Source organism: Xanthomonas sp. NCPPB 2864 (genome assembly GCF_056675615.1).
Window position 1 is genome coordinate 18693 of the sequence record NZ_JBWWVS010000011.1, and the last position, 26616, is coordinate 45308.

The following is a 26616-nucleotide window of genomic DNA, read 5'->3' on the forward strand; positions in this document are numbered from 1 at the left end:
CAAATACCGCCCTGGCTGACTCAGTGCGCGCCGAAACGCCAGTTGAGCTCCAGCATGTAGGAACGTCCGTAACCGGTGTAGTTGAAGATGTTGTAGTACGGATAGCTGCTGTAGGTGCGATCGCGCGGCGGCCGGGTGTCGGCCAGGTTGTTGACCGTGGCGGTCAGCGAGATGTCGTCGTTGACCGCATAGTCCAGCGTGGCATTGAGCGTGGTCCACGCACCGACCTTGCGTGCGCCTTCCACCGCATAGCCATCGGTGCTTTGCTGTGCGGTGAAGTTGGGCGTACGTCCGTAACGCTGGCCGAACAAGGTGGTGGTCCACGCATCCTTCTGCCAGGTGATCGAGGCATTGGTGATGCTGCGGAACTCGGAAGAGAAGAACGGCTCGCTCAGCAGGTCGCGCACCGGGTCTTGCGGGAACTGCTGACTTTCATGCTTGAGCGTGAGGTTGTATTGCGCGTCGAACACGAACAGGCCCCAGGAGTCGGTAGCCAGGTTGTAGGTCGCCTTGGTCAGCACGCCGGAGATTTCCTCGTTGGAAATATTGACCGGGTTGATGCGGATGTTGCTCAGGCGATTGGGTACCGGCGCATCGGCGGCCGTGCGATCGATGCGCGACAGCGCGTCGACGCAGGTCGGCGAGTTGATATCCAGGGCGCCGAGCCGGCAGGCCGATTCGTTCTGCAGCAGGGCATCGGTGCTCAGGTCGCTGACCTTGTCATCGATCTTGATGTTGTAGTAATCGGCGTTGACGCTGAAGCTTGCGCTCGGCGACCACACCACGCCGGCACCCCAGGACTTTGCGGTGATCGACTTCAGATCCGCATTGCCGGACCGACGGCCCTGGATGCTGGTGCCGCCATAGGTGCAGTCGGCGATCGGCACGTTGGGTTCTTCGAGTGCGCAACGGTAGTAATCGTTGACGCCCTGGAAGAAGCCGCTATCGCCAGCGAAGGAAAACGCCATGTCCGGTGCCTTGAACGCGGTGGCGTAATTGCCGCGGAACAGCAGCGAATCGATCGGACGGAATTCCAGCGCGGCCTTGTAGGTGAACTTGGAATCGCCGCCGCCGCCCTGGTTCTTGTAGTCGTCGTAGCGGCCCGACAGATTGGCGGTCAAGGTGCTCAGGATCGGCACCCGCATTTCGAAGGCCGCCGCCCAGTTCTCGCGCTTGCCGCTGCCCTGGGTGCCGGTCAGCTGGTAGAAGTCGCCAGCGATCACGCGTTGGTCGGTCGGGTTGGTCCAGTACTGATTACCGGCCTGCACCACACCGGCGACGCCGACCGCACCGGCCGGCAGGTTGAACAACTCGGTGTTGGTCAGCTGCAGGTTGACGTTCTGGGTCCAGGTCCGGGACTTGGTGCGGATTTCGTCGTTGAAGCTGCGGTACTGCGCCGGCGTCAAGGCGCGATAGAAGTTGGCATCGTTGGGTGAATAGATCGGGTAGCCGTAATACTCGCCCTGCGGAGCGCCAAGGAACTGTTCGCGGAAGAAATCTTCGATGCGGTCGGCCAGCGGCCACTGCTGACGGCTTTCGATGCGATATTCCGAGCGTGCGTAGTAGGCATCGTAGGTCCAGTTGCTGGCACCCAGGCCGCCTTTCAGGCCAAGCGCGATGTTGTAGGAGTCGGCAGTCTGGCGGTCGTTGTTGAAGTTTTGATTGCCGGTTTCCTCCGGCGCAAAGATGCGTTGATAGCTTTCGAGCTGCTGGCTGTCCTGATTGTAGAAAAAACCTCCGGTATCGGAGGAGGTCTGCCAGAAGCGGGGGCCGCTATTGACCTCGACCTTGGTGCGATTGAGCAGCAGGGTCGAGTACAGCTCGACGTTGTCGTTGAAGGCATAGCTCAGGTTCGCATAGCCGCTGGCGCTGCGTTCCTTGTTGAGGATGCTGGCGTAGCCCGGCTCGGTGCGACTGCTGCAGAAGTTGCCGCGGTTGGCGCGGTTGTCGTACTGCACCGAGCCATTGAACAGCGGTCCCAATGCAGCGCAATTTTCGGCGCCCGGATCGAGATAGGTGGTGGGCAGGTTATGCAAGGCAATGCGTGAGCCGTAACGCAGGGTCGGGTCAGGATTGTCGCTGGTGGAATCGAAATCGCGGCGCTGGTAGCCGTAGATCGGATCCTGATTGTTGAGCTGCAGGCCCCACACGATGTTGGCGCCACCGATTTCGTTGCCACCGGTGAGCTGGAAGCGCTGGTTGTTGCCGCCACCCCCGTCGTAGGTGCCCATGCGGTAATTCATCTGCACGCCGTCCATGCGCTTCTTCAGGATGATGTTGACCACGCCGGCAATGGCGCTGGAGCCGTAGATCGAGGACTGGTTGCCCGGCGCCACGTCGATGCGTTCGACCATGCCCACCGGCACGCTGGCCAGGTCGACGAAATTGCTCTGGCCGTTGTAGAGCAGTGGGTAATCGGCCATCGGCCGGCCGTCGATCAGCACCAGGGTGAAGCCGGGGTCCAGGCCGAGCAGGCTCAGCGATTTGGCGCCGGCAGTGAAGCCGCCACTGAACTGACCGTCTTGGACCGAGCCGGTGGCCATCGGTTGCGAGCGCAGCACGTCGTAGACGTCCTTGAAGCCGCGGCGCTGGATGTCCTGAGCGGTGATCGAAAACACCGGGGTCGCGGTTTCGACCTGGGACCGGGGAATCAACGACCCTGTCACCGTGACCTTGTCCAGTTGAGTCACTTCACCTGAATCCTGTGCCATCGCAAGCGATGGCATGGTCAGGGCGGTGCACACGGCGGTGACCAGCAAATGACGTTTCATGAAACGCACCTCTCTCTCCAAAGGTATGAACGGGCGCGCGGCAATCGGGGGGCCGCACGCAATGGGTGTCAACGAAACGTTAACAACGTACCGACTGTACCGAGTTCTATCCGATGCCGTATAGGCGTGTTTCTTCAGTTTTTTTGTCCCTTCACGCCCAGGCTGGGTATCCTTTGCCGATGCTTAAAGCCGCGTTTGCTCTCTCCCTGCTGTGCACCCTGTTCGTTCCGCTGCAAGCGATTGCCCGGGCGACCATCGACAAGATCGAAATCAAGGGCTTGGACGACGACGACGACGCCGAGATGATCGAGAACATCGAGGTCTCCCTGTCTCTGTATGAGGCCGTCGGCAAGGAGCAGGGCGAGTCGCGGCTGGAGTACCTGCTGGCGCAGGCCGAACGGCAGACGCGCGAGGCGCTGGAACCGTTCGGCTATTACTCGCCGACCATCGAGCTGGCTGCGCCGCGCACCGGCGACAAGGTGACGGTGGTGATCACCGTGGAGCGCGGCGAACCGGTACGCGTGCGGCAGTCGCATATCTCCATCACCGGCTGGGCCGAGCAGGACCGTTACCTGGGCCAGGATCTCAAGCAGTTCGAACCGCGCGAAGGCCAGGTCTTCAGCCATCCGCAGTACGAAGCGAGCAAGGTGCGCATCACCCGCCGGCTGGCCGAGCGCGGTTACTTCGATGCCGACTTCACCCAGCGCCGCGTCGCGGTGACGCGCGCCGAGCACGCCGCCGATATCGATCTGAACTGGGACAGCGGCCGCCGCTACGACATGGGCAAGGTGCGCTTCGACTACGACTACTTCCGTCCCGGCCTGTTCGAGCCGCTGGTGTATTGGGACGAGGGCAGCTACTACCACGAAGGCAAGCTGGATCGCCTGCGCGAGTCGCTGACCAAGCTGGATTACTTCAGCACCATCGACATCCAGCCCAAGCCGGAAGAAGCCGACGACCAGGGCCGGGTGCCGGTGGATGTAAAGCTCACCCGCGCCAAGCGCACCGTCTACACCTCCGGCTTGAGCTACGGCAGCGAGAGCGGCGCCGGTGTGCGTGGCGGCGTGGAGCGCCGCTACGTCAATTCGCGCGGCCACAAGATGGACACGCAGCTGGATTACGCGCAGAACCGCAAGAGCCTGACCACCAGCTACCGCGTGCCGGCGTTCCGCTGGCTGGATGGCTGGTACACCGCCTCGGCGCGGCTCTACGACGAGCAGACCGAATACATCGACCTGCGCAACGTCAAACTCACCGGCAGCCGCAGCGGCCAGATCAACGAGCGCTGGAGTGCGATCGCCTCGATCAACGCCCTGCGCGAGCGCTGGCGGTTCAGCAGCGGCAGCGATTTCACCGATGCGGTCTATGAGACCTCCACGCTGATCTATCCGCAGTTGCAGGTCAATTACGTCAATGTCGACGATCGCCTGTTCCCGCGCAGTGGCGTGTCCGGACAGGCATTCATCCGCGGCGGTGCAGAAGGCGCCGGCTCGGACACCAATTTCGGCCAGCTCTACGGCCAGCTGCGCTGGTTCCTGGGAGCCGGCGACAACGGCCGGGTGATCCTGCGCGGCGAAGGCGGCACCACCTGGACCAGCGACCTGGTGGCGATGCCGCCGAGCCTGCGCTTCTTTGCCGGCGGCGCCAACAGCATCCGCGGCTATGCCTTCCGCGAAGTGGGCCCGCGCACGCCCAAGCCGGACGAATTCGCGCTCGGTGCCAAGAACGTGGTCACCGCCAGTGCCGAATACGAGCATTACCTCAAGGGCGGCCCCTGGGGCGGCGCGGTGTTCGTCGATAGCGGCAGCGCCTTCGACGACACGCCCGACTGGCACACCGGTATCGGCTTCGGCTTGCGCTGGCGCTCGCCGGTGGGCCCGGTGCGCGTGGACATCGCGCATGGCCTGAACGATCCCGACTCGCAGTTCCAGCTCTATATCGATATCGGGGCCAACCTGTGAGTACGCCGACCCCTACGCCACCCGCCGCACCGCGCCGCGCGCGTTTCTACCGCCGCCGCCGCTTCTGGGTGGGCTCGGGGCTGACCTTGCTGGGCCTGGTGTTGCTGGCGCTGATCGCGGTGTACTGGCTGCTGCAGACCGTGGCCGGGCGCGACGTGTTGCTGGCGCAGGTGACCGCGCGCCTGCCGGTCGGTGCCACCTTTACCTATGGCAAGGTCGAAGGCCCGGTGGCCGGCCCACTGACCTTGCGCGATGTCGATTTCCGTTATCAGGACATCCACTTCACCGCCGAGCGTGTGTACCTGGAACCGGACCTGCGCCCGTTGCTCGGGCGCAAGCTGCAACTGGATGCGGTGCAGGTCAGCAATGCCAGCCTGAATCTGGGCAAGAGCGAGGAGCCGTTCACGCTGCCGAGCTGGCCCGAATCGCTGCCGCAGATCAACGTGCCGCTGGCGATCCAGGCCGACAAGATTGCCGTGGAGAACCTGCGCATCACCCAGCTGCAGCAGCCGATGCTCGTCCTGCACAAGGTGCAGGGCGGACTGGAAGTGGCCACCGGCGAACTGCGCATGCGCAATCTGGTGGTCGATACCGACATGGGCGACTTCCGCCTGCACGGCGACTACGTGCCCAACGACGATTACCGCGCCGACCTGACTGCCACCGCGGTGCTGCCGGCCGCGCGTGGGCGCACCCCGGCCAGCCTGGGGCTGGTCGCACGCGGCGATCTGGACAAGATGGAAGTGGCCATCGCCGGCCGCGCGCCGGCCCCGCTGCAGGCCAGCCTGGTGTTCACCGGGCGCGACGACCCCACCTGGGCCTTCAAGGCCGTCACCGACGCGCTGGATACCTCGCTGCTGACGCCGGCCACTAATGGGGAGTACGCCGCCCCGGCCACACCGATCGCGCTGAACCTGCAGGCCTCCGGCAAGGGCGGCAACGCCGACCTGCAAGGCAGCGTCAAGCGGGGCGAGCTCAGCGCCACCTTGCAGCCCTCGCACATCAGCCTGCTGGACCAGGTCATCACCGTCGAGCCGTTGGTGATCGATGCCTTCGAAGGCCGCGCGCAGTTGCGTGGGACTGCCGATTTCCGCGACACGCAGAATCCGAGCTTTCGTTTTGCGGTCAACGCCAGCGGCCTGCGCTTCACTCCGACGCCGGACCCCGCCACCCCCGATGCGCCGGTGGTGCCGGTGGAATTGGTCGATGCGCGACTGGGCGTGGCCGGTAACCTGAAGGCGTGGGCGGCAATCGGCCGCGCCACGCTGGAGCGCGACGGGCAGCAGGCCGCGCTGGTGTTCGACAGCCGCGGCAACGATCAACGTGCGCAGCTCAAGCAGGTGCAGGCCAAGACCCCGGGCGGCTCGCTGGATCTCACCGGCGAGGTGGGCTGGACCCCGGAGCTGCAGTGGGATGTCACTGCCCAACTGGCCAAGTTCGATCCGGGCTACTTCGCGCCGGGCTGGAACGGCAATCTCTCCGGCAAGGTCGCCTCCAAGGGCCGCCAGTTGCCGGCACCGGCAGGTGGCGTGTCGCCGGGCTTCGAGACCACGGCCGATATCCCGAGCCTGACCGGCCAGCTGCGTCAACGCGCGCTGTCGGCCAACGGCAAGTTCGCCTTGCGTGGTGAACAGGGCGAGGGCCAATTGCAGCTGTCGCTGGGCAATAGCCGCATCACTGCCAAGGGCAAGGTCGGCGACCAGCTGGATATCGCCGCGCAACTGCAGCCGCTGCAGCTGGACGATGTCTTGCCCGGCGCCACCGGCACGATGCGCGGGCAGCTGCAGGTCAGCGGCCGTCGCGATGCGCCCGACATCACTGCCGACCTCGTCGGCAACGGCTTGCGCTGGAACGACTACAGCGCGCAGAGCATCAGCTTGCGCGGGCGTTTGCCGTGGCGCGGCAGCGACGGGCAGCTGGCCTTGCAGGGCACGGCGATCGAAGCCGGCGTGGTGCTGGACAGCGTGCGCGTGCAGGCACGCGGTGCGGTGGAAGCGCTGCGCCTGGAGGCGGATATCGCCAACAGCATGGCCAACGTCGCGCTGCAGGGCGATGTCCGTCGCAATGGCGAGCGTTGGCAGGGCCAGGTCGCCACGCTGCGGATCGCACCGGCCAAGGGCGATGCCTGGGCGTTGCGCCAGCCGGCGCAGTTCAGCACCGATGGCGCCGCGTTTACGCTGTCAGACACCTGCCTGGGCGCGGCCACCGGCGGCGCGCTGTGCGCCAGCGCCAACTGGCCGCGCGAGGGCATGGTTGTGCACGGCGATGCACTGCCGCTGTCGCTGGTGCAACCGTGGTTACCCAAGCAGGAAGGGCGGCAGATCTATCTGCGTGGCGATTTGTCGCTGGACGGCAGCTTCAAGCCGCGCGGCAATGCCTGGGAAGGCTCGTTCCGCATCGCCTCGCCCGAAGGCGGCATTCGCTTGGGCGAAACCCGCTACGCGGCGGTGGCCGGCAACCCCAATCGCGGCGAGTTGCTGCGCTACGACCAGTTCAGCGTGCAGGCCGATTTCACCCCGCAGCAGATCCAGGCCAAGCTGGGTATCGGCTTCCAGGGCGCCGGCTTTGTCGATGCCAAGTTCAACACCGGCTGGGATGCGTACGCGCCGCTCAACGGCGAGCTGTATCTCAACATGTCGCGGCTGTACTGGCTGGAGCTGGTGGTGGCCGATGTGGTGCGGCCCAAGGGTCTGGTCGAAGGCCATGTGAGCCTGCGCGGTACTCGCGACAAGCCGCTGCTGGGCGGCGATGCCACCCTGAGTGATTTCACTGCCGAATATCCGTCGATGGGTTTGACCCTGAGCGAGGGCAAGGGCCGCTTCGACGCGCTACCGGATGGCTCGGCCAAGATCACTGCTTCTGCCAAGTCGGGGCAGGGCACGCTCAACATCGATGGCGGGCTGTCGTGGTTCGGCACCAGCACGCCGTTGCTGCTGAATATCCGCGGCGAAAACGTGCTGGCCTACAACACCAGCGAGTTGCGCATCATCGCCAATCCGGACATGCAGTTCGGCATCACCGACAACACCATGCAACTGCGTGGCAAGGTCACCGTGCCCGAAGCCGACATCGACCTGGAACGCCTGGATCGCGGCACCTCGGTATCCGAGGACGTGGTGGTGCTGGACCCGGTGGATCCGGAAGAAGCGCCCGCCTCGCCGCTGGATATGGATCTGGCCATCGTGCTTGGCGACAAGGTCAACATGAGCGGCTTCGGCCTGAAGGGCGGGCTGAGCGGGCAGATGCAGATCCGCGCCCGCCCGGGCCGCGAAATGACTGCCAACGGCGGGCTGGACGTGCGCGGCCGCTACAAGGCCTACGGCCAGGATCTGACCATCAGCCGCGGCCAGCTGACCTGGAACAACAACATCGTCTCCGACCCGCGCGTGAGCCTGCGCGCCGAGCGCAAGGTCGGCGATGTCACCGCCGGCATCGACGTCAGCGGCCGTGCCGAATCGCCGCGCGCCGATGTGTGGTCCGAGCCGGCGATGTCGCAATCCGAAGCATTGTCGTACCTGGTACTCGGCCGTGGCCTGTCTACCGCCAGCAGCGACGAAACCCAGCAGGTCAGCGCTGCCTCGGCTGCCCTGTCGGCCGGCAGCAGCCTGATCGCCTCGCAGATCGGCGCCAAGCTTGGCCTGGACGAAGCGGGGGTGAGCGAATCCAGCACCGTCGGCTCGGTCGTGGGCTTCGGCAAGTACCTCTCGCCGAAACTCTACGTCGGCTACGGCGTCTCGATGGTCGGCAGCGGCTCGGTGCTGACGCTGAAATACCTGCTCAGCCGCGGCTTCGACATCGAAGCCGAATCCAGCACGGTGGAGACCAAGGGCTCGGTGAACTGGCGGCGGGAGAAGTAGCCGCCCGCCGTGCATCGGCGCATCGACGGTGTGTGGTGTTGCATTGCGTCAGGTCAGGACATGACGCAATGCGGATGTCCAGGATGATCGGCCGTGCGTAAGGCACGGCTACGTCGAGCGCTGCGGTGATCTAGAACCGGCGCGCGACGTTGCGGGGCAGGGCACGCCCGGCATCGTGCAGGCATTACGCACTCTTTATGCCCGCACGCCAGGGTGCAAATAGCCCCTTTATGCCCCGCAGGCCTACCTTGGCACTCCCGCACTGTGGTGCGTTGAGTCGAACACGATGTGTATCCTGATTTTGCAAGGTCCGCAGGCCGATCCGGCGCAGATGGCGCCGCTGCAGCTGCCCGAGTGTGCGGGACGCGCGTTGCGCAGGCTGGCGTGTGCGGATGTCGATAGCTTGATCGCTGGGTTGCAGGCCGCTGCTGGCGATGTCGAGGTGGAGCTGGTGTTGTTGGACTCAGGCGATCTTTCGCCGTCCGCGCATGCGCATGCGCATGTGCATGCGAAAGCCTTGCGCGCAGCATTGGATGCGCTACCCACGCCTTACATCGAACTGCATACCGATGCCGACCAGGAACTGGAGCCATGGCTGCATCCGCAGCATGCACCGCTTGCGGTGGTGATTACGCCGCACGATGCATCGCGCGCCTATGCGATGTCGTTGGGCATTGCCGCGCGCTGTCTGCCGTCCTTGCACGCGCCGTTGCGCGCTGCTGCCTGAGGAGGCTGATATGTCGATCATGATCGTGCGTGGGCCGGAGGCGGCGATGCCGCTGGTGCGTGGTCCGCAGCCGTTGCCGCGTGCCGTCATCCGGCAATTGGTGGCATGCGCGGGGGATGCGGGCAAGACGGTGGCGTTGCGTGCGTGCGGATCCGAGCAGGAGTTGCTGGATGCCTTGCGTGTGGCCGGGCAGGCGCGGATGGAAATCGCGTTGATCGATCCGGGCAGCTGCGTGGACAGTGCGCGCCTGCATCGTGTACTCAGCGCGTTGCCGTACCCGTTCGTGGAGGCTCACGACGATAGCGTGGACCGTCCGGAGCGTTGCCTGCCGGAGGGTTTCGGGCAGCGCATTGCGACGGTGCGCGGTTACTGCGCGCAGAGCTATCTGCTCGGGCTGGAAATCGCGTTGGAACATCTGGGCTGCACGGAGATCCAGGGCGATGTCCACGTCGGTACCTGAGCTGCGCCAACTGCATTATTTCGCCGACTACGAGGGCTATTGCGACGGTCGGCCGGTGCTGTGGGGGCAACTGGCCCATAGCGTGGACGTGCCTGCCGATGGCGTGCTGGATGCCGCCGGGCTGGTCACCGCGTTGCGCCGCCGTGCGGCGGAGGCGCATGGGCTGGAAGCAGGGCAGATCCGCTTGTGCCAAGTCACGCGGCTGTAGCGGCGTGACACACAACGACGCCACCCGAAGGTGGCGCCGTCGTTCTGCCGTGCTTGTGCGTCGCTCGACGCAGATCACAGGGGTTGACGCTTACTTGGCCGGGCTGGCCTCCGGCACGAACTTGGTCAGCTGGTTGGCCGTTGCGGCAGTGCCGAAGTTGAAGCGGCCGTAGCCGGCGCCCCAGTACAGCGCACCGTCCACGATGGCCGGCGAGCTGATCACCGAGCCGGTGGCGTCGTGGTTCCACAGCGTGGCGCCGGTGTCGGCGTCGAGGGCGACCATATTGCCGGCCATCGAACCGGCGTAGAGCAGGTTCGGCGACACCGTCAGCGAGCCCTGGCCGCCGGCCGGCACGTTCGGATTCACGCGGTTGATGCCGGGCACCTTGACCTGCCACTTGATCCTGCCGGTGGCGGCGTCCAGCGCTGCCCACGAGCCGCCGTTGTGACTCTGGGTATTCGCAGGCCCCAGCGTATAGGTGGCGTTGGTGCTGTTGTTGATGGCCACATAGACCTGCGACTTGTACGGATCGAACGCAGTGCCCCACTCGACGCCGCCGGTGGTGCCGCCGGGGCCGACCTGGGTCGACCAGACCTTGGCACCGGTCTTGGCGTCGAAGGCCCAGTAGATGCCGCTCTTCTGCCCTGCGCCGACCAGCTGCTGCGCCTTGCCGTCGCGCCACACGGTGAACAGCTGCACGCCGGCGCCGCCGAAGTCGTAATCAGGGCCGGTCAGGTTGGTTGCCTGGGTGTTCGGGCACAGGCCATTGGTGGGCGCCACGATGCACGACAGGTTCCAGGCGTCGTAGCCTTGTGCACGGTCGGCCCAGACCAGCTTGCCGGTGTCCAGATTCAGCGAGATCACCGAGTCGACGTAGTTGTCCGGCGCCATGCACGCCAGTTCGTCCTGCACGGTGAGTTCACTGCCGCGGTAGGAGCGTGCGTTGGACACGCAGTTACCCACGCTGGCGGGAATGTTGTAGTTGTTGCCGGTGCCGAAATACAGGCGGCGGTTGATCGGATCGATCGCCACCTGGCCCCACACCGATGCACCGGTATAGCCCTCGGGCACGTTGTAGAACTGCCACACCTTCTTGCCGGTGTTCAGATCCAGCGCCACCACGCTACCGCGGAAACTGAAGGTGTGGGTCGGGTCCAGGTTGCCCCAGTCGCCGGAGGACACGGGCACGTACACGCGGTTGCCGTAGATCACCGGCGAGGAGGTGATGCGCGCTTGCGGGTTGGCTTCGGCGGTGGTCTTCCACAGCAGCTTGCCGGTCTTCTTGTCGATCGCCAGCACGGTGCCGGCGGCCTGGTCGCCGACGATGATGCTGTTGGCACTGATGGCCGGCGTGTTGCGCGTCACCGAGTTGGCATTGCCGGTGTAGTCGGACAACTTGGCCTGCCAGTTCGGTTTGCCGGTCTGGGTGTCGACGCTATACAGCGTGCCGCCCCAGTCGGGCACATACAACGTTCCACCTTCCACGCTCGGCGTGGCCGAGATGTCGCCGGTGGTGGTCAGGGTCCAGGCCGGCTTGAGGCCTTTGACGGTGGTGCGGTTGATCTTCCACTCGCCCGGCGCAAAGCGCTGATTCAAGTAGCCGCCGCCGGCGGTGGTCCAGCTGGTGGGGCTGGCGAACGGCAGCTGATTGCCGAAGCTGCGCCAGATCTGGCCGGAGCGTGCAAAAGCCTGGGTATCCAGCGACGACACCGACTGTTGTGCGGTTGCGGAGCCGGCCTGGGCGAAAGCCACTGCGCTGGCAAGCAGGCAGGGAATGAGCGTCAAACTGCGAAATCGCAAGCGGCGAATTGAATTTGTCATCACGGCATGTCCATAGATGGAAGGAAGCGCTGGATCCCCCCGGATCTGCCGAGTGAAGATGGCCGATTGTGGCGACCGTGCAACACACGCACCTTCCCGCATTCATTCAACGGTCGGGTCCGCTCGCATCTGGTGCCACCAGCTCGAAAAAATTGCGTTCAAGGTGTTCGCTATTCGCACAAATGCTGATGATTCATCACGATCGGCGGCCGCTGCGATAGAAAAAATGATTGGTTGCGATGCATGCGTATTTGCATGCAAATCAATGGTCTGCAAAAAGTAACCAGGAAATGTTGCGCCACCTTGTGAGGTTGGCCACTGTGTCGAACACAGCCCCTCTTCCTACGGGGCGAGAAGGCACGGTTTGCGCGCACCGGCGCGCGTGCCTTGGAGCGCCCGCGTCGCAAACGCGGGCCGCGTCGCGGAGCAGGGGTTGGGTGAGGGTACGGTGCGAAGCTTCTGTGTCGTCAAAATGCACGAGGCTTCGCACGTCCCCTCATCCGCCCCTTCGGGGCATCTTCTCCCGCTGGGAGAAGGAAACAGCCATGTAGCTGCGCTATCCGGCGCGTTATGCGCTTTGCGGCGAGGGCACGGCGGTGTGCACTGCAGCGTGAGCGATCAGCGCCAGCTGCGCGATCGCATCCTGCACCACCTCCGCCACCGTGGTGTCCACATCCACCGACACCACATCGGCTTCGTCCAACGGCAATTCCAGGGTCTGCAACTGGCTGTCCAGCAGGCTGGCCGGCATGAAGTGGCCGGCGCGTGCGCTCAGGCGCGCGGCGATCACGTGCGGGGCGGCGTGCAGGAACACGAAGCGGATCGGAATGCCGCTGCGGCGCAGCAATTGACGATGCGTGCCGCGCAAGCCCGAGAACGCGAGCACCACCGACTCGCCTGCCTGTACGCAGTCGCGCAAGGTGGCCGCCAGCAACTCCACCCACGGCAGACGCATCGCATCGGTGAGTGGCTGGCCGGCGGCCATCTGCGCGCGTGCGGCCACGCTGTGATAGTCGTCGGCGTCCAGAAAACGGTAGCCGTAATGCGCTGCCAGGGCCTGCGCGATGGTGGTCTTGCCGCTGCCGGAAACGCCCATCACCACGATGGCCAGGGGCGAAGCGGACGCGGGTGTAGCGGGGGCGGCGGTGTCCATCACGTCAGGTTATATCTCCGGATCGATTCGGCATTTTGCCGGATTTCACGTTGGCGGCAGTCGATGCGTGGTGTAGCGTCGGCGCTCCTCGCCAGGTGAGCGGGCCGCCCAGCGTAACGGCGCGCTCGGCCGGGTTCAACGCACTCCAAGGTCTGCCGATGCCGTCATCGCCTGCAACGTCTCCTGCATCGGCGCGCCTGCGCTGGCGCGAAAAACTGGGCTACGGCGCCGGCGATCTGGGCCTGAATCTGTACTGGGCCAACATCTCCGCCTTCCTGTTGATCTTCTACACCGACACCATGCATCTGCCGGCAGCGGCGGTGGGCACGATGATCCTGTTGACCAAGATCGCCGATGCGATCGCCGATCCGGCGATGGGTGCACTGGCCGATCGCACACGCAGCCGCTGGGGCAAATTCCGCCCGTATCTGTTGTGGGGCGCCGTGCCGATGGCGGTGACCGGCGTGCTCGCCTACACCACGCCTGCGCTGGATCAGAACGGACGCATGTGGTGGGCCACGATCAGCTTCCTGGTGATGATGCTGGCCTACACGGTGGTGAGCATTCCGTACTCGGCATTGTCCGGCGTGATCACCGCCGACAGCAGCCAGCGCACCAGCTTGATCAGCCTGCGCTTCATCGCCGCGTTCGCCGGCACCACGTTGGTGAATTACTGCACGCTGGATCTGGTGGCCTGGTTCGGTGCCGGCAACGATGCACTGGGCTGGCAGCGCACGATGATGCTGTACGGCGCGGTGGCGGTGGCGTTGTTCGTGACCGTGGCGCTGACCACGCGCGAGCGCGTGCAGCCACCGCCGCAACAGCGCACGCCGATCCGCCGGGATATCGCCGACCTGCTGCAGAACAAGCCGTGGTGCGTGCTGTTCGTACTGTCGCTGATCATCATGATCACCATTGTCATGCGCGGTGGTGCGGGCGTGTATTACCTCAAGTACTACGTGCAGCGGCCGGACCTGACCGGGCTGTTTCTGGGTGGCTATTCGGTGTCGCTGGCAGTGGGCGCGGCGATCACGCCGTTGCTGACACGGCATTGGGACAAGCGCCAGTTGATGACCGCGCTGATGGCGGTGGTGGGCGTGTTGAGCTGCCTGATGTTTTTCATTCCTGCCGATGCGGTGTGGGCGATCTTCGCGCTGAACATGCTGATCGGGCTGGCGTTGGGGCCGAAGTCGCCGCTGGCATTTTCGATGTATGCCGACAGCGCCGACTACACCGAATGGCGCACCGGCCGGCGCGCCACCGCGATGACCTTCGCCGCCGCGACCTTCTCGCAAAAGCTCGGTGGCGCGCTGGCTTCGGCCGGCATCGCCTGGGTGCTGGCGGGCATGGGCTATGTGGCCAACAGCGCGCAGTCGGCCGCCTCGTTGACCGGCATCGTGCTGCTGCTGACGGTGATCCCGGGCGCGGTGGCGCTGCTGGCAGCCTGGACCATGCGTTTCTATCCACTCGATGATGGCCTGTTGCGCCGCATCCAACACGAACTGGCCGCGCGCAAGCGCGACGAACAGGAGCACCGCTGACCGTGTCTGCACTCTCCCACGCCGATTCCAGGTCCACGTCCGACGACGATCTGTCCACGTTGCTGGCGCCCAGCGCCGACGGCACGCGTTATGCGCTCTACAGCCCCACCGCGATGCCGAACGCGGGCGGGTTCCTGTGGAACCGCCGCATGATGCTGCAGCTGACCTGCCGTGGTTACGCCACCGGGCAGTTCATGCAGCCGGAGCCGGCCAAGTACGCGCATGCGCCGCTGCTGGAAGCGCGCAACTTCATGATGCCCGAGCAGCCGTACTACGCGCATCATCCCGGTCGCTTCTTCTATCTCAAGGACGAAGACAGCGGTGCGTTGTATTCGGTGCCGCACGAACCGGTGCGCGCAACGCCGGAGCAGTTCGCGTTTTCCGCGGGCAAGCACGATGTGCGCTGGCGGGTGCGCCACGACGGCATCGTGGTGGAACTGTGCGTGGCGTTGCCCACCGACGATGCAGTGGAGCTGTGGGAATGCCGCGTGCATAACCAGTCCGGGCGTACGCGCCGGCTCAGCCTGTACCCCTACTTCCCGATCGGCTACATGTCGTGGATGCATCAGGGCGGCGCTTACGAGCCGGCGCTGGGCGGCATCGTCTGCCGTAGCGTGGCGCCGTACCAGAAGGTGGACGACTATTTCCGTCAGCGCGATTTCAAGGACTGCACCTTCCTGTTGCACGAGCAGCCGCCGGTGGCCTGGGATGCGCAGCAGATGGCCTTCGAAGGCGAGGGCGGCCTGCATGCGCCCTCGGCCATCCAGGCCGAGCAGCTGGGCAACAGCGATGCGCACTACGAGAACCCGGCCGCCGCGTTGCAGTATCGACTGACGCTGGACGCCGATGCGGCAAGCGTGTACCGCTTCGCGTTCGGGCCGGCCAAGGACGATGCGGAGATCGCCGCGCTGCGTGCGCGTTATCTGTCCGAAGCCGGATTTGCCGCCGCCGCGCGCGACTACGCGCAGTATCTGCAGGGCGGGCGGGGTTGCGCGCAGATCGCCACGCCCGATCCGGCCCTGGACAACCTGGTCAACCATTGGCTGCCGCGGCAGGTGTTCTATCACGGCGACGTCAATCGCCTGACCACCGATCCGCAGACGCGCAACTATCTGCAGGACCACATGGGCATGGCCTACCTGCAGCCGGCCACCGCACGTGCGGCGTTGTTGCACGCGCTCTCGCAGCAGGAGCCCAGCGGTGCGATGCCGGACGGCATCCTGCTGGTGGAAGGCGCCGAGCTCAAATACATCAACCAGGTGCCGCATACCGATCACTGCGTGTGGTTGCCGATCTTCCTGAGCGCCTATCTGGCCGAAACCGGCGATGCCAGCGTGCTCGATGCGGTGGTCCGCACGCACGATGGACAGGCGCTCAGCGTGGCCGAGCGACTGGATGCAGCGATGCAGTGGCTGCTGGACGCGCGCGATGCACGTGGCTTGAGTTTCATCGCGCAGGGCGATTGGTGCGACCCGATGAACATGGTCGGCTGGCGCGGCAAGGGCGTGTCCGGCTGGCTCACCGTGGCCACCGCGTATGCATTGCGGCTGTGGTCGGGCATCTGCGCCGCGCATGGGCGAAGCGCGCAGGCGGAGACGTTTGCGCAGGCCGTGCAGGCGATCAACGCCGATGCCAACCGCGAGCTGTGGGACGGCAACTGGTATGCGCGCGGCATCACCGACGATGGCGTGCGCTTCGGCATCGCCGAGGATGTGGAGGGACGCATCTATCTCAATCCGCAGAGCTTTGCGCTGCTGGCCGGCACCGCCGACAGCGCGCAGCGCGCGGCCTTGCTGGAGGCGGTGCGCGAGCAGCTGCATACGCCGTACGGGCCGGTGATGCTGGCCCCGGCCTACACGCACATGCGCGATGACGTGGGGCGGTTGACGCAGAAGTGGCCGGGCGCCGCGGAAAACGGCGCGGTCTACAACCACGCGGCGGCGTTCTACCTGTACAGCCTGTACCAGATCGGCGAAGCCGACCGCGCCTGGGAGATCCTGCGCGCGCTGCTGCCCGGCCCCACCCGCGAGGACGTGCTGCAGCGCGGCCACCTGCCGGTATCGCTGCCCAACTACTATCGCGGCGCCTGGCACCAGTACCCGCGCACGGCCGGGCGTTCCAGCCAGCTGTTCAACACCGGCACGGTGGCCTGGGTGTATCGCTGCGTGCTGGAAGGGCTGTTCGGCCTGGTCGGCGAAGGCGATGCATTGGCGATCCGCCCGCAGCTGCCCTCGCACTGGCCGCAGGCCCAGGTGACGCGCCAGTTCCGCGGCGCGCAGTTCGAGGTGACGCTGACGCGTGAACCGGGGCGGCGCGACATCGAGGTGCTGGTGGACGGCGAAGCCTGCCCGGACCAGCGCGTGCACGGCATAGTCGCCGGACGCACGTACCAGGTGCAGGTGCGGCTACCGGGCTGAGCGGCGCGCCAGGTGCGGCGCCTGATTGGGGCAACTGCGATAACTGCCAAGCTGGTGTAGGAGCGCGCTTGCGCGCGATAAGGCTTTCCCGCCGGTGCCCTGTCGCGCGCAGGCGCGCTCCTACGGGCGATGAGGCTTTCCTGCCGGTGCCCTATCGCGCGCGAGCGCGCTCCTACGCACGTGCGGCCAGGCGGGCTGTTCCCCACTCCCGATTCCCCACTGCGTAAACTCCCCGTTCGCATTGGCCTAGGAACGCCCCTTGGTATCAAGCTGGATCCTGCTGCTGGTCTCCGTCGGCTATGCCGTGCTGCTGTTCGGCGTGGCCTGGTGGGGCGACCGTCGTCCGTTGTACCCGGAGCGGCCGTGGCTGCGGCCGGCGGTCTACAGCCTGGCGCTGGCGGTGTACTGCTCGTCGTGGACCTTCTACGGCGCGGTCGGCTCGGCGGTGCGCAACGGCATCGGCTATCTGCCGATCTACCTGGGCCCGCTGCTGTTGCTGCTGTTCGGCTGGCGCCTCATCGAGCGGCTGGCGCTGATCGCACGCGCCGAAAACACCGTCTCCATCGCCGATTTCATTTCCTCGCGCTATGGCCGCTCGCGGCGGCTGGCGGCCTTGGTGGCGGTGATCGCGCTGGTCGGCATCGTTCCGTATCTGGCGCTGCAGTACAAGGCAGTGGCGATGAGCCTGGAGGTGCTGACCGGGCATAGCAGTGCCGGGCGCGGCATCCTTGCCGATCCGGCGTTGTACGTGGCGCTGTTGATGGCCTTGTTCGCCACCTTGTTCGGCACCCGCCAGGTCGATGCCACCGAACACCACCGCGGCATGATGCTGGCGATCGCGCTGGAGTCGGTGATCAAGCTGATCGCCATCGTCGCGGTGGGCCTGTTCGCCTGGGTGTGGCTGAGCGACCACCAGGTGCCCATCGCCGACTCGGCGCGCACCTTGTTCGAGCACACCCCGTCGGTGGGCTTCATTTCGCAGACCTTGCTGAGCTTTCTGGCGGTGATCTGCCTGCCGCGCCAGTTCCATGTGGCGGTGGTGGAATGCAGCGACGTCGGCGACATCCGGCGCGCGCGCTGGTTGTTCGGTGCGTACCTGGTGATCATCTCGGCGATGGTGGTGCCGATCGCATCGGCCGGCGTGGCCTTGTTCGGCAAGGGCAGCACGGTGGTCGACGACGCGGTGGTGCTGGCGCTGCCGCTGAGCCAGGGCAACACCGTGCTGGCATTGGTGGCCTATGTGGGCGGGTTCTCGGCCGCCACCGGCATGGTGATCGTGGCCAGCATCGCGTTGGCCACCATGGTCAGCAACGACCTGGTGATGCCGGTGCTGCTGCGCCGCCGCGGCAGTGCCGATGCGCGCGCGGCGGTGGCCTCGCGGGTGTTGTGGATCCGCCGCGTCGCCATCCTGTTGCTGGCGCTGATCGCCTACGGCTACCACCGCAGCGTGGCCAACGACACCACCTTGGCGGCCTACGGCCTGATGGCCTTTGCGGCAGTGGCGCAGTTCGCCCCCGGCGTGATCGGCGGGTTGTACTGGCGCGGCGCCAGCCGCAAGGGCGTGGAGACCGGCATGGTGCTGGGCTTCATGACCTGGATCTACACGCTGCTGCTGCCGGCGGCCACGCGCGCGGGCTGGTTGCAGCCGGACTGGCTGGTGGACGGGCCGTTCGGCATCGCCTGGTTGCAGCCGCAGCAGCTGTTCGGCATGCGCGGCTGGGACCCGCTGGCGCATGGCACGTTCTGGTCGCTGCTGATCAATGTCGGCGCGATGATGCTGGTCTCCGCACGCTGGCGCCCCGGAGTGGACGAACGCCTGCGCGCCGCGCCCTTCCTGGACCCGTATGCACAGCGGCCGGCGGTGGCCGGCGACTGGCCCGGGCATGTGCGCGTGGCCGACCTGCAGGCCCTGGCCGAGCGCGTGGTGGGCGAGCGGCATGCGCACCGTGCCTTCGTCGACCAGGCGGTGCTGCTGGAGCGCGAGCTGCAACCCACCGTGGTGGCCGACCGCGCCTGGGTGCAGTTCACCGAACGCCTGCTGGCCGCCTCGATCGGCGCGGCCTCCGCACGCCTGGTGCTGACCAGCCTGTTGCGCGGCTCGGGCATGGACCTGGGCGAGGTGGTGGCGGTGCTGGACGAGGCCGGCCAGGAGCTGCGCTTCAACCGCGAGATCCTGTCCACCACGCTGGAAAACATCAGCGCCGCTGTCAGCGTGGTCGACCCGGAGATGCGCCTGACTGCGTGGAATCGCCGCTATCAGCAGCTGTTCGGCTATCCGGACGGCATGCTGTATGTCGGCCGCCCGGTGGCGGATCTGATCCGCTACAACGCCGAGCGCGGCGAGCTGGGCGAGGGCGATATCGAAGATCAGATCGATCGCCGTATCCGCCACATGCGCGCCGGCTCGCCGCATGTGTTCGAGCGCACCCGCAGCGACGGCAAGGTGATCGAGATGCGCGGCCAGGCGCTGCCCGGCGGCGGTTATGTCACCAGCTACAACGACATCACCGACTACAAGCGTGCCGAACGCGCGCTGCTGGACGCCAACGAGAACCTGGAGCAGCGCGTGGCCGACCGCTCGCGCGAGGCCGAGCTGGCGCAGCAATCCAAGACGCGCTTTCTGGCCGCGATCAGCCACGACGTGTTGCAGCCGCTCAATGCCGCGCGGCTGTTCGCCTCGGCGCTGCGCGAGAGCCATCAGAACAACGAGGAACAACGCCATCTGGCCGAGCGCGTGGATGCCTCGCTGCGTGCGGCCGAGGAGTTGCTCGATGGCCTGCTCGACGTCTCGCGGCTGGATGCCGGCGGCCTGCGGCCCACGGTCGAGGATTTCGATGCCAGCGCGCTGATGCACGAACTGGCCGCGCAATACGCGCCGGTGGCTTCCAGCCGCGGCCTGCAGCTGCAAGTGCACAGTCGCCCGTTGTGGGTGCGCAGCGACCGCCGCCTGCTGCGCCGGGTGATGCAGAACTTCCTCGCCAATGCGCTGCGCTACACGCGCCAGGGCCGCATCGTGCTGGGCATGCGCGGCCGCGGCGCGCACGTGGAGCTGCAAGTATGGGATACCGGCCCGGGCATTCCCGAGCACCACATGCGGCAGATCTTCGAAGAATTCCGCCGCTATCAGCAGCCGTTCGACTGGGGCGAGCAGGGCCTGGGGCTGGGCCTGTCGATCTGCCAGCGCATCTCGCGCCTGCTCGACCACGACCTGAGCGCACGCAGCCAGGTCGGCCGCGGCAGCATGTTCTCGATCCTGCTGCCGCGCGTGGCGGCAGCCCCGCTGCCGCCGCTGCTGCCGGTGGCCGTTGCGCGCGCGCTGCCCAGCGGCGATTCGCTGGCGGGCCTGCGCGTGCTGTGCGTGGACAACGACCGCGAGATCCTCGACGGCATGCGCGCCCTGCTCGGTCGCTGGCAGGTGGAGGTGATCACCGCCAGCACCGTGGACCAGGCGCTGGAACGTGCGCGCGAACAGCCGGACCTGATGCTGGTGGATTACCACCTGCACGACCGGCTCGATGGCCTGGATACGCTGGATGCGCTGCAGGCCGTCGCCACCGCGCCGATTGCCGGTGCCCTGCTCACCGCCGACGGCCGCGACGAACTCAAGCAGCTCGCGCGTGCGCGTGGCTATCGCCTGCTGACCAAACCGGTGAAGCCGGCCTCGTTACGCGCGTTTCTGAGCGCGCATCACGATGCGAAAACGCGCTGACCGGTGCGACTGCAGCGTAGGAGCGTGCCTGCGCGCGACGAAGCATTATCGATAACGCCCGGTCGCGCGCAGGCACGCTCCTACGAGGAGAGGCGCTTACGCTGCGCCGCTCAGGTGCTCGTAGAGGATGACGCTGCCGACGATCACCAGGATCAAGCCGCCGAGGATCTCGGCGCGCTTGCCAATCAGGTTGCCGAGCACGCGGCCCAGCATGACGCCTGCGGTGACCATGCTGAAGGTGCACAGCCCGACCACCACCGCCACCACGCCGATATGCACGTCCAGAAACGCCAGGCTCACGCCGACCGCCATCGCATCGATGCTGGTGGCAAAACCGGTGGTGGCCAGGGCCAGCAAGCCATGCCGTTTCGGCGTCTCGGACGTTGCTTCGTCAGCGTCGTCCGCATCGCTTCGCAGCCCGGCCACGATCATGTGCGTGCCCAGCGCACCGAGCAGCACGAAGGCGATCCAGTGGTCGTAGTCGGACACATAGCTGGACGCGGCGCGCCCCAGCAGCCAGCCGATCACCGGGGTGATCGCCTCGATGCAGCCGAAGATCAAGCCGGCGCGTAACGCATCGCGCCACTGCGGCTTGCGCATCGCCGCGCCTTTGCCGATCGCCGCGGCAAACGCATCGGTCGACATCGCGAAACCGATCAAAACAATGGAAAAAGGGGACATCGACATTCTCGGGCTGGGCACGGTCACAACGACATGCGCCCGCGCCAACCGTCGTCGTGCACGCATGCCGCTGGTCTCGCCAAACCGGAACTGGTTGCCTGCACCACGGCGCAACGGCCGAGTATGTTGATGCAGGCGCTTCCGACGATGCGAAAGCAGGCTACTCCCCAAGGGGCGCGCAGTGTACCAACGCATGGCCGCGTTCGGTGCGTCTGCCGCGCACGCGAAGGTCGGTCTGATCTTTATAGCCGTGGCTATTGCGAGCAGGGGTGACACGGTTTTTGTCTTGTTTTCAGGCATCAAAGCCAGGCAGGCATGTCCACGCAACGGCGCGATGCGGCACCCGATAGCCTTGGCTATAGCGACCAACGGTCTGCATGCCGGTGACCGAGGTAGCGAAGAACGCGGGGAAAGCCGTTGATGTGGGGTGTGCTGCAAGCAGTGCGAGATGGAAACGTCATGTCTGGCTGCGCGTGCGTGAGCCAGCGCCTGCGTCGTGCTGTCTTTCCAGACGTCGTGCAGGAGTGCAGCGATCGGCAACGATGCCGCGATCTCCCCGGCGTCTCGATGTGCACGGCTTGCGATGCCGCAGGTGCTGCCTAAGCGGTTCGGGTGGACGGCGATGGTCAGGCTGCCATCGCAGCGCTGCGGAACGAGCGCGCTGCGCTCCACGCACAGGGCCGGCCGCGCTGCGGGAGGACCGCAGAAGTCAGCCTTCGGAAGCGAGCAACAGAAACACCAGCGCCGACGCAGACTCCCGGTGCGGGTCGCGGCTACATCAATGCGGCGGAAATCTCCGCCGTCGCCGCACACAGGGCCTGCAAGGCCGCGTGCGGGCCGACCAGCTCGGGGCGGCGCGCGATGAAGGGAACGGTGAGCGTATAGGTCGCACTGCCGCGTTGCAGGATCGGTGCGGTCAAGTCGACCACGCCCACCACCGCTTCGCTGGGCTGCATGGCGTAGCCATCGTTGCGCGCCTGCGCGGCGGCGGCGAGGAACTGCGCACGCTCGAACGGCACCTCGCTGGCGTCGAGCATGTCCAGCCAGCGCGCCTGCACCTCTGGCTGCTGGAACGCGAACAGCACCAGCCCGGAGCTGGAATGGGTCAATGGGCGGCGGTGGCCCGGGCGCACCACCAGGCCCAGGTCGCTGGGCACGTCCATCTGCGCGATCACCACGATCTGGTCGCCGGACGGCGCCACCAGGTGGCAGGGCTGATAGATCGCATCGGCCAGCCGGCGCATCACCGGTAGTGCCGCTTCGCTGATGCTCTGCACCTGCGGCTGCTGCATGCCGAGCATGAACAACCGATTGGTCAGCACGTAGTCGCCCTCGCCGTCGCGGGTGAGATAGCCGCGCTCCTCCAGCACCTGCAGCATGCGGAAGATCTCCCCGCGCGAGCGGCCGATGCCCTGCGAGATCGCGCCCATGCTCATCGGCTGCGCCTGGCGGGCGAGCAGCTCGAGGATGTCCAGGCCCTTGTCCAGGGCGGGGGCGCGGTACTTGGCGGGTTCGGTGCTCATCCGTTTGCGGCTCCAGGCAAGGCTGCGGCGCGCCAGGGTACAGGCATCGCGGGCTGCGGTGAGATGTGGCGCTTGCGTGCAAATATAAACAAAGATTTTATATTTGCATGGCGCTGGCGTGCGCAGTACGCTCGCCGCACAGCAACGCAAGCGCCACAGCCTTGGGAGGGGATCGGTCGCATGCATCACAGTGACATTGCCGCGTCACCGCGCGGCAACCTGGCGCGTACCGCCATGGTTCCCCTGTTGTTGATCGTGAGCCTGTTCTTTTTGTGGGGCATGGCCAACAACCTCAACGACATCCTGATCAAGCAGTTCAAGAAGGCCTTCGAGCTGACCGACCTGCAGGCAGGGCTGGTCCAGAGCGCGTTCTACCTGGGCTATTTCGTGTTCGCGATGCCGGCGGCGATGTTCATGCGCCGCTACAGCTACAAGGCGGCCGTGGTGCTGGGCCTGCTGCTGTATGCGTGCGGCGCGTTCCTGTTCTATCCGGCTGCGCAGGTGCATACCTACTGGCTGTTCCTGCTGGCCTTGTTCGTGATCGCCAGCGGTCTGGCCTTCCTGGAAACCACCGCCAATCCACTGGTGACCGTGCTCGGCCCGGCAGAAGGCGCAGCGCGGCGGTTAAATCTGGCCCAGGCATTCAACCCCTTGGGCTCGATCACCGGCGTGCTGGTCGGCCAGCACTTCATCTTCTCCGGGGTGGAGCACACCCCGGCCGAGCTGGCGGCAATGGCGCCCGCCGCGCGCGAGGCGTTCTTTGCCGCCGAATCCTCAGCCGTGCAGACGCCCTATCTGATCATCGGCGCCGTGGTGGTGCTGTGGGCGATCCTGATCGCGCTGGTGCGCTTTCCCACCGGCGCGCCGGAGAGCGATAGCGGCGTGGCGCCCAAGCGTGCACGCTTCGGCGAACTGCTGCGCAATCGGCGCTTCATGTTTTCGGTGGTGGCGCAGTTCTTCTACGTGGGTGCGCAGGTCGGCATCTGGAGCTATCTGATCCGCTATCTGCAGGATGCGGTGCCGGGCACGCCGGAAAAAACCGCCGCCACCTACCTGACCATCTCGCTGGTGCTGTTCATGGCCGGCCGCTTCGTCGGCACCGCGCTGTTGCGCTATCTGGCGCCGGCCAGGTTGCTGGCGAGTTTTGCGACGATCAATCTGGTGTTGTGCGCCGTTGCCATCGCGTTGCCGGGTTGGACCGGCTTGTACGCGCTGGTGGCTGCCAGCGTGTTCATGTCGGTGATGTTCCCGACCATCTTTGCGCTGGGCCTGGATGGCATGCATGACGATGCGCGCAAGCTGGGCTCGTCGCTGCTGGTGATGTCCATCATCGGTGGCGCGCTGCTGACGGCGGTGATGGGCGCGGTGTCGGACATGGCCGGTATCCACTGGGCGATGGTGGTACCGGGTGGGTGCTTTGCGGTGATCCTGCTGTTCGCGTTGCGTGCGCGCCGCGCTGCGCCTGCAGTTGCAGGAGCCGTCGCATGAGCGCGCGGCGTCTGTGTTACGTGCTGGATCTGCACGACGACCCGCAGTTGATCGCCGAGTACGAGCGTTGGCATCGGCCCAGCGAGGTCTGGCCGGAAGTGGTGGCCTCGCTGCAGCAGGCCGGCATCCAGGAGCTGGAGATCTTTCGCAGCGGCGACCGCCTGGTGATGCTGATGGAGGTCGGCGACGACTACGATCCGGCGGCCAAGGCGGCGCGGGATGCGGCCGATCCGCGTATCCAGGCCTGGGAAGACTTGATGTGGCGGTTTCAAAAGCCGTTGCCTGGCAGTGCGCCGGGAGAGAAGTGGCGCGAGGCCGGGCGGATCTTTGCCTTGAGTGCAGCGGTTGGAGCGGGGCAGGGTTAGGGTGTTGGCCTGCGTTTCTTGCGGATGTGTTGGCTCCGTTGTGGGGCGCTGGTCTTGAGTGTCTTTGCTGCCGCTGCCGCTGCCGCTGCCGCTGCCGCCGGGCGTCGAAACAGGTGTCTTTTGCGGGCGCAGCGTGAGTGGCGCTGCGCAGGCGTGACGGCTGCATCGCAGATGCGCCAACCAGAAGTGGTCTCGGTCGTGATCGGGCAATCGGGAACGCCTGTCGCGGCTTGAGCCGCTCCTACGACACATCCTGCGATTAGATGGTGCGGTGCGTTGGGTCACGCCTTCGCTGCGGCCAGGTCCTCGACCCGGAAGCGGCTGTCGGGTGGCGGAATTCTGCTATCCGGAGGCGTCGTGCGCGTGCTCCATGCAGAAGCGGCTTCGGTCGCGATCAGGCAATCGGGAACGCCTGTCGCGACTTGAGCCGCTCCTACGACATCCTGGGATCAGGTGATGCGTTGGATTAGGCCTTTGCCGTGGCCAGGTCCTCGACCCAGAAGCGGCCGTCGGGGTAGCTGAATTCTGCGATGGAGGCCGGGTGCATCTCGGCGGAGAAGCCGGCGGCTTGCGGGGCCAGGTAGCGGCCGTGCCGGATGCGCACCGGGTCCAGGAAGTGCTGGTGCAGGTGGTCGACGAATTCGATCGCGCGGTCTTCCATCTTGCCGGTGATGGCGACGAAGTCGGCCATGGCCAGGTGTTGCACCAATTCGCACAGGCCGACGCCGCCGGCATGCGGGAACACACGGATGTTGAACTTGGCGGCCAGTAGCAGGATGGCGAGGTTTTCGTTGACGCCGCCCACGCGCGCGGCGTCGATCTGGATCAGGTCCACCGCGCCGGCCTGCAGCAGCTGCTTGAACACCACGCGGTTCTGGGTGTGCTCGCCGGTGGAGACCGGCACCGGGGTGATGCCCTGGCGGATCGCGGCGTGGCCGAGCACGTCGTCCGGGCTGGTCGGTTCCTCGATCCAGGCGATGTCGAATTCGGCCAGCTGGCGCATCCAGTCGATCGCCGGGCCCACGTCCCAGCGCTGGTTGGCATCCACCGCCATCGCGATGTCCGGGCCGATCGCCTCACGCGCCAGGCGGCAGCGGCGGATGTCGTCCTGCACGTTGGCGCCGACCTTGAGCTTGATGGTGCGGAAGCCATCGGCGACGGCTTCTTTTGCCAGGCGCACCAGCTTTTCGTCGGAGTAACCGAGCCAGCCGGGTGAGGTGGTGTAGGCGGGATAGCCCTGTTCGATCAGCGTGGCGATGCGTTGCGCACGCTGCGGTTGCGCAGCGCGCAGGATCGCCAGCGCTTCGTCGCGGGTGAGCGCGTCGGTGAGGTAGCGGAAGTCGATGGTGTCGACCAACTGCTCCGGGCTGAGCTCGGCGATGTAGCGCCACAGCGGCTTTTTCGCCGCGCGTGCGGCCAGGTCCCAGGCGGCGTTGATCACCGCGCCGATCGCCATGTGCATCACGCCCTTTTCCGGGCCCAGCCAGCGCAGCTGCGAGTCGTTGGTGAGCCGGCGCGCGAACGCACCCAGATCGGCAATGACTTCCTCGACCGACAGGCCGACCACGTGCTCGGCCAGTGCGGCCACCGCGGCGGTCTGCACATCGTTGCCGCGGCCGATGGTGAACACCAGGCCGTAGCCGGCCAGGTCATCCGGCGCATCGGTGCGCAGCACGACGTAGGCGGCCGAGTAGTCCGGATCCGGATTCATCGCATCCGACCCATCCAGCTCGCGCGAGGTGGGGAAGCGGACGTCGTGGGTGTCGAGGGCGATGATGGTGCTCATGGAAGTCCTGGGCGATGGAAACGGGAAATAGGAAAACGGGCAAAAAAACGTAAGCAACGCAGTGCGCTTGAGCGCCTCTCCCCCCCGGCAGAGGGGTGAGGGTACGGACGCGAAGCGCCGACTGCATTGAAGCGCTGCAGGTACGCAT

15 protein-coding genes, 1 pseudogene and 1 riboswitch are annotated in these 26616 nt (G+C 66.1%); of the genes and pseudogenes, 10 read left to right on the forward strand and 6 right to left on the reverse strand.

What is annotated here, in order from left to right; all coding sequences use genetic code 11:
* Nucleotides 1-20: 20 nt before the first annotated feature.
* Complete coding sequence (locus AC1KVE_RS18335; protein ID WP_184381546.1) at nucleotides 21-2711, reverse strand: TonB-dependent receptor domain-containing protein; 2691 nt, start codon at nucleotides 2709-2711, stop codon at nucleotides 21-23.
* A gap of 239 nt (nucleotides 2712-2950) precedes the next feature.
* On the opposite strand from AC1KVE_RS18335, the gene AC1KVE_RS18340 reads away from it, so the two are divergent.
* The 5 genes from AC1KVE_RS18340 to AC1KVE_RS18360 all read left to right on the forward strand — a co-directional run bounded on the left by AC1KVE_RS18340 (nucleotide 2951) and on the right by AC1KVE_RS18360 (nucleotide 9984).
* On the forward strand, nucleotides 2951-4732 hold the full coding sequence (locus AC1KVE_RS18340) for an autotransporter assembly complex protein TamA (RefSeq protein ID WP_481092859.1): 1782 nt from the start codon (nucleotides 2951-2953) through the stop codon (nucleotides 4730-4732).
* Nucleotides 4729-8589, forward strand: a complete 3861-nt coding sequence (locus AC1KVE_RS18345; RefSeq protein ID WP_481092860.1) for a translocation/assembly module TamB domain-containing protein — start codon at nucleotides 4729-4731, stop codon at nucleotides 8587-8589. The genes AC1KVE_RS18340 and AC1KVE_RS18345 overlap by 4 nt, the downstream gene beginning before the upstream one ends.
* A 286-nt stretch (nucleotides 8590-8875) precedes the next feature.
* Entirely contained in the window at nucleotides 8876-9316 is a 441-nt protein-coding gene (locus AC1KVE_RS18350) for a hypothetical protein (protein WP_184458313.1), read from the forward strand.
* A 10-nt stretch (nucleotides 9317-9326) separates the two neighbouring features.
* Nucleotides 9327-9776: a 3-dehydroquinate dehydratase gene (locus tag AC1KVE_RS18355; protein ID WP_164741721.1), complete on the forward strand. Its 450-nt coding sequence runs from the start codon at nucleotides 9327-9329 to the stop codon at nucleotides 9774-9776.
* Complete coding sequence (locus AC1KVE_RS18360; protein ID WP_016903869.1) at nucleotides 9757-9984, forward strand: hypothetical protein; 228 nt, start codon at nucleotides 9757-9759, stop codon at nucleotides 9982-9984. The genes AC1KVE_RS18355 and AC1KVE_RS18360 overlap by 20 nt, the downstream gene beginning before the upstream one ends.
* A gap of 90 nt (nucleotides 9985-10074) precedes the next feature.
* Here the strand turns inward: AC1KVE_RS18360 and AC1KVE_RS18365 are convergent, their stop codons facing one another.
* Nucleotides 10075-11805, reverse strand: a complete 1731-nt coding sequence (locus AC1KVE_RS18365; RefSeq protein WP_166771897.1) for an outer membrane protein assembly factor BamB family protein — start codon at nucleotides 11803-11805, stop codon at nucleotides 10075-10077.
* A gap of 568 nt (nucleotides 11806-12373) precedes the next feature.
* Nucleotides 12374-12958 (reverse strand): gluconokinase, encoded by a 585-nt coding sequence (locus AC1KVE_RS18370; protein WP_046345095.1) that lies wholly within the window; start codon nucleotides 12956-12958, stop codon nucleotides 12374-12376.
* A gap of 158 nt (nucleotides 12959-13116) precedes the next feature.
* Here AC1KVE_RS18370 and AC1KVE_RS18375 point away from each other — a divergent pair, with 158 nt between their 5' ends.
* From AC1KVE_RS18375 to AC1KVE_RS18385, 3 genes and pseudogenes are all read left to right on the forward strand, one after another.
* Nucleotides 13117-14499, forward strand: coding sequence for an MFS transporter (locus AC1KVE_RS18375; protein WP_046345094.1), 1383 nt, complete (start codon nucleotides 13117-13119; stop codon nucleotides 14497-14499).
* Between the two features lie 2 nt (nucleotides 14500-14501).
* Nucleotides 14502-16916, forward strand: a pseudogene (locus tag AC1KVE_RS18380) (GH36-type glycosyl hydrolase domain-containing protein); the annotation flags it as partial.
* 259 nt (nucleotides 16917-17175) lie between these two features.
* Nucleotides 17176-20625, forward strand: coding sequence for a NahK/ErcS family hybrid sensor histidine kinase/response regulator (locus AC1KVE_RS18385; protein WP_481092861.1), 3450 nt, complete (start codon nucleotides 17176-17178; stop codon nucleotides 20623-20625).
* Between the two features lie 96 nt (nucleotides 20626-20721).
* Here the strand turns inward: AC1KVE_RS18385 and AC1KVE_RS18390 are convergent, their stop codons facing one another.
* On the reverse strand, nucleotides 20722-21306 hold the full coding sequence (locus AC1KVE_RS18390; protein ID WP_046346108.1) for a manganese efflux pump MntP: 585 nt from the start codon (nucleotides 21304-21306) through the stop codon (nucleotides 20722-20724).
* A gap of 12 nt (nucleotides 21307-21318) precedes the next feature.
* Nucleotides 21319-21481, reverse strand: a riboswitch (yybP-ykoY riboswitch).
* A gap of 598 nt (nucleotides 21482-22079) precedes the next feature.
* Nucleotides 22080-22829 carry an IclR family transcriptional regulator gene (locus tag AC1KVE_RS18395; RefSeq protein ID WP_016901778.1) on the reverse strand — a complete coding sequence of 250 codons (750 nt, stop codon included), beginning with the start codon at nucleotides 22827-22829 and terminating at the stop codon, nucleotides 22080-22082.
* A gap of 180 nt (nucleotides 22830-23009) precedes the next feature.
* Between AC1KVE_RS18395 and fucP the strand changes: the two genes are divergently transcribed.
* Nucleotides 23010-24317, forward strand: coding sequence for an L-fucose:H+ symporter permease (gene fucP, locus AC1KVE_RS18400; RefSeq protein ID WP_046345091.1), 1308 nt, complete (start codon nucleotides 23010-23012; stop codon nucleotides 24315-24317).
* Nucleotides 24314-24682, forward strand: coding sequence for an L-fucose mutarotase (locus AC1KVE_RS18405; protein WP_349783397.1), 369 nt, complete (start codon nucleotides 24314-24316; stop codon nucleotides 24680-24682). Before fucP ends, AC1KVE_RS18405 begins: the two co-directional genes overlap by 4 nt.
* A 466-nt stretch (nucleotides 24683-25148) precedes the next feature.
* Here the strand turns inward: AC1KVE_RS18405 and AC1KVE_RS18410 are convergent, their stop codons facing one another.
* Nucleotides 25149-26468 carry an L-fuconate dehydratase gene (locus tag AC1KVE_RS18410; RefSeq protein ID WP_481092862.1) on the reverse strand — a complete coding sequence of 440 codons (1320 nt, stop codon included), beginning with the start codon at nucleotides 26466-26468 and terminating at the stop codon, nucleotides 25149-25151.
* Between the last annotated feature and the right edge of the window lie 148 nt (nucleotides 26469-26616).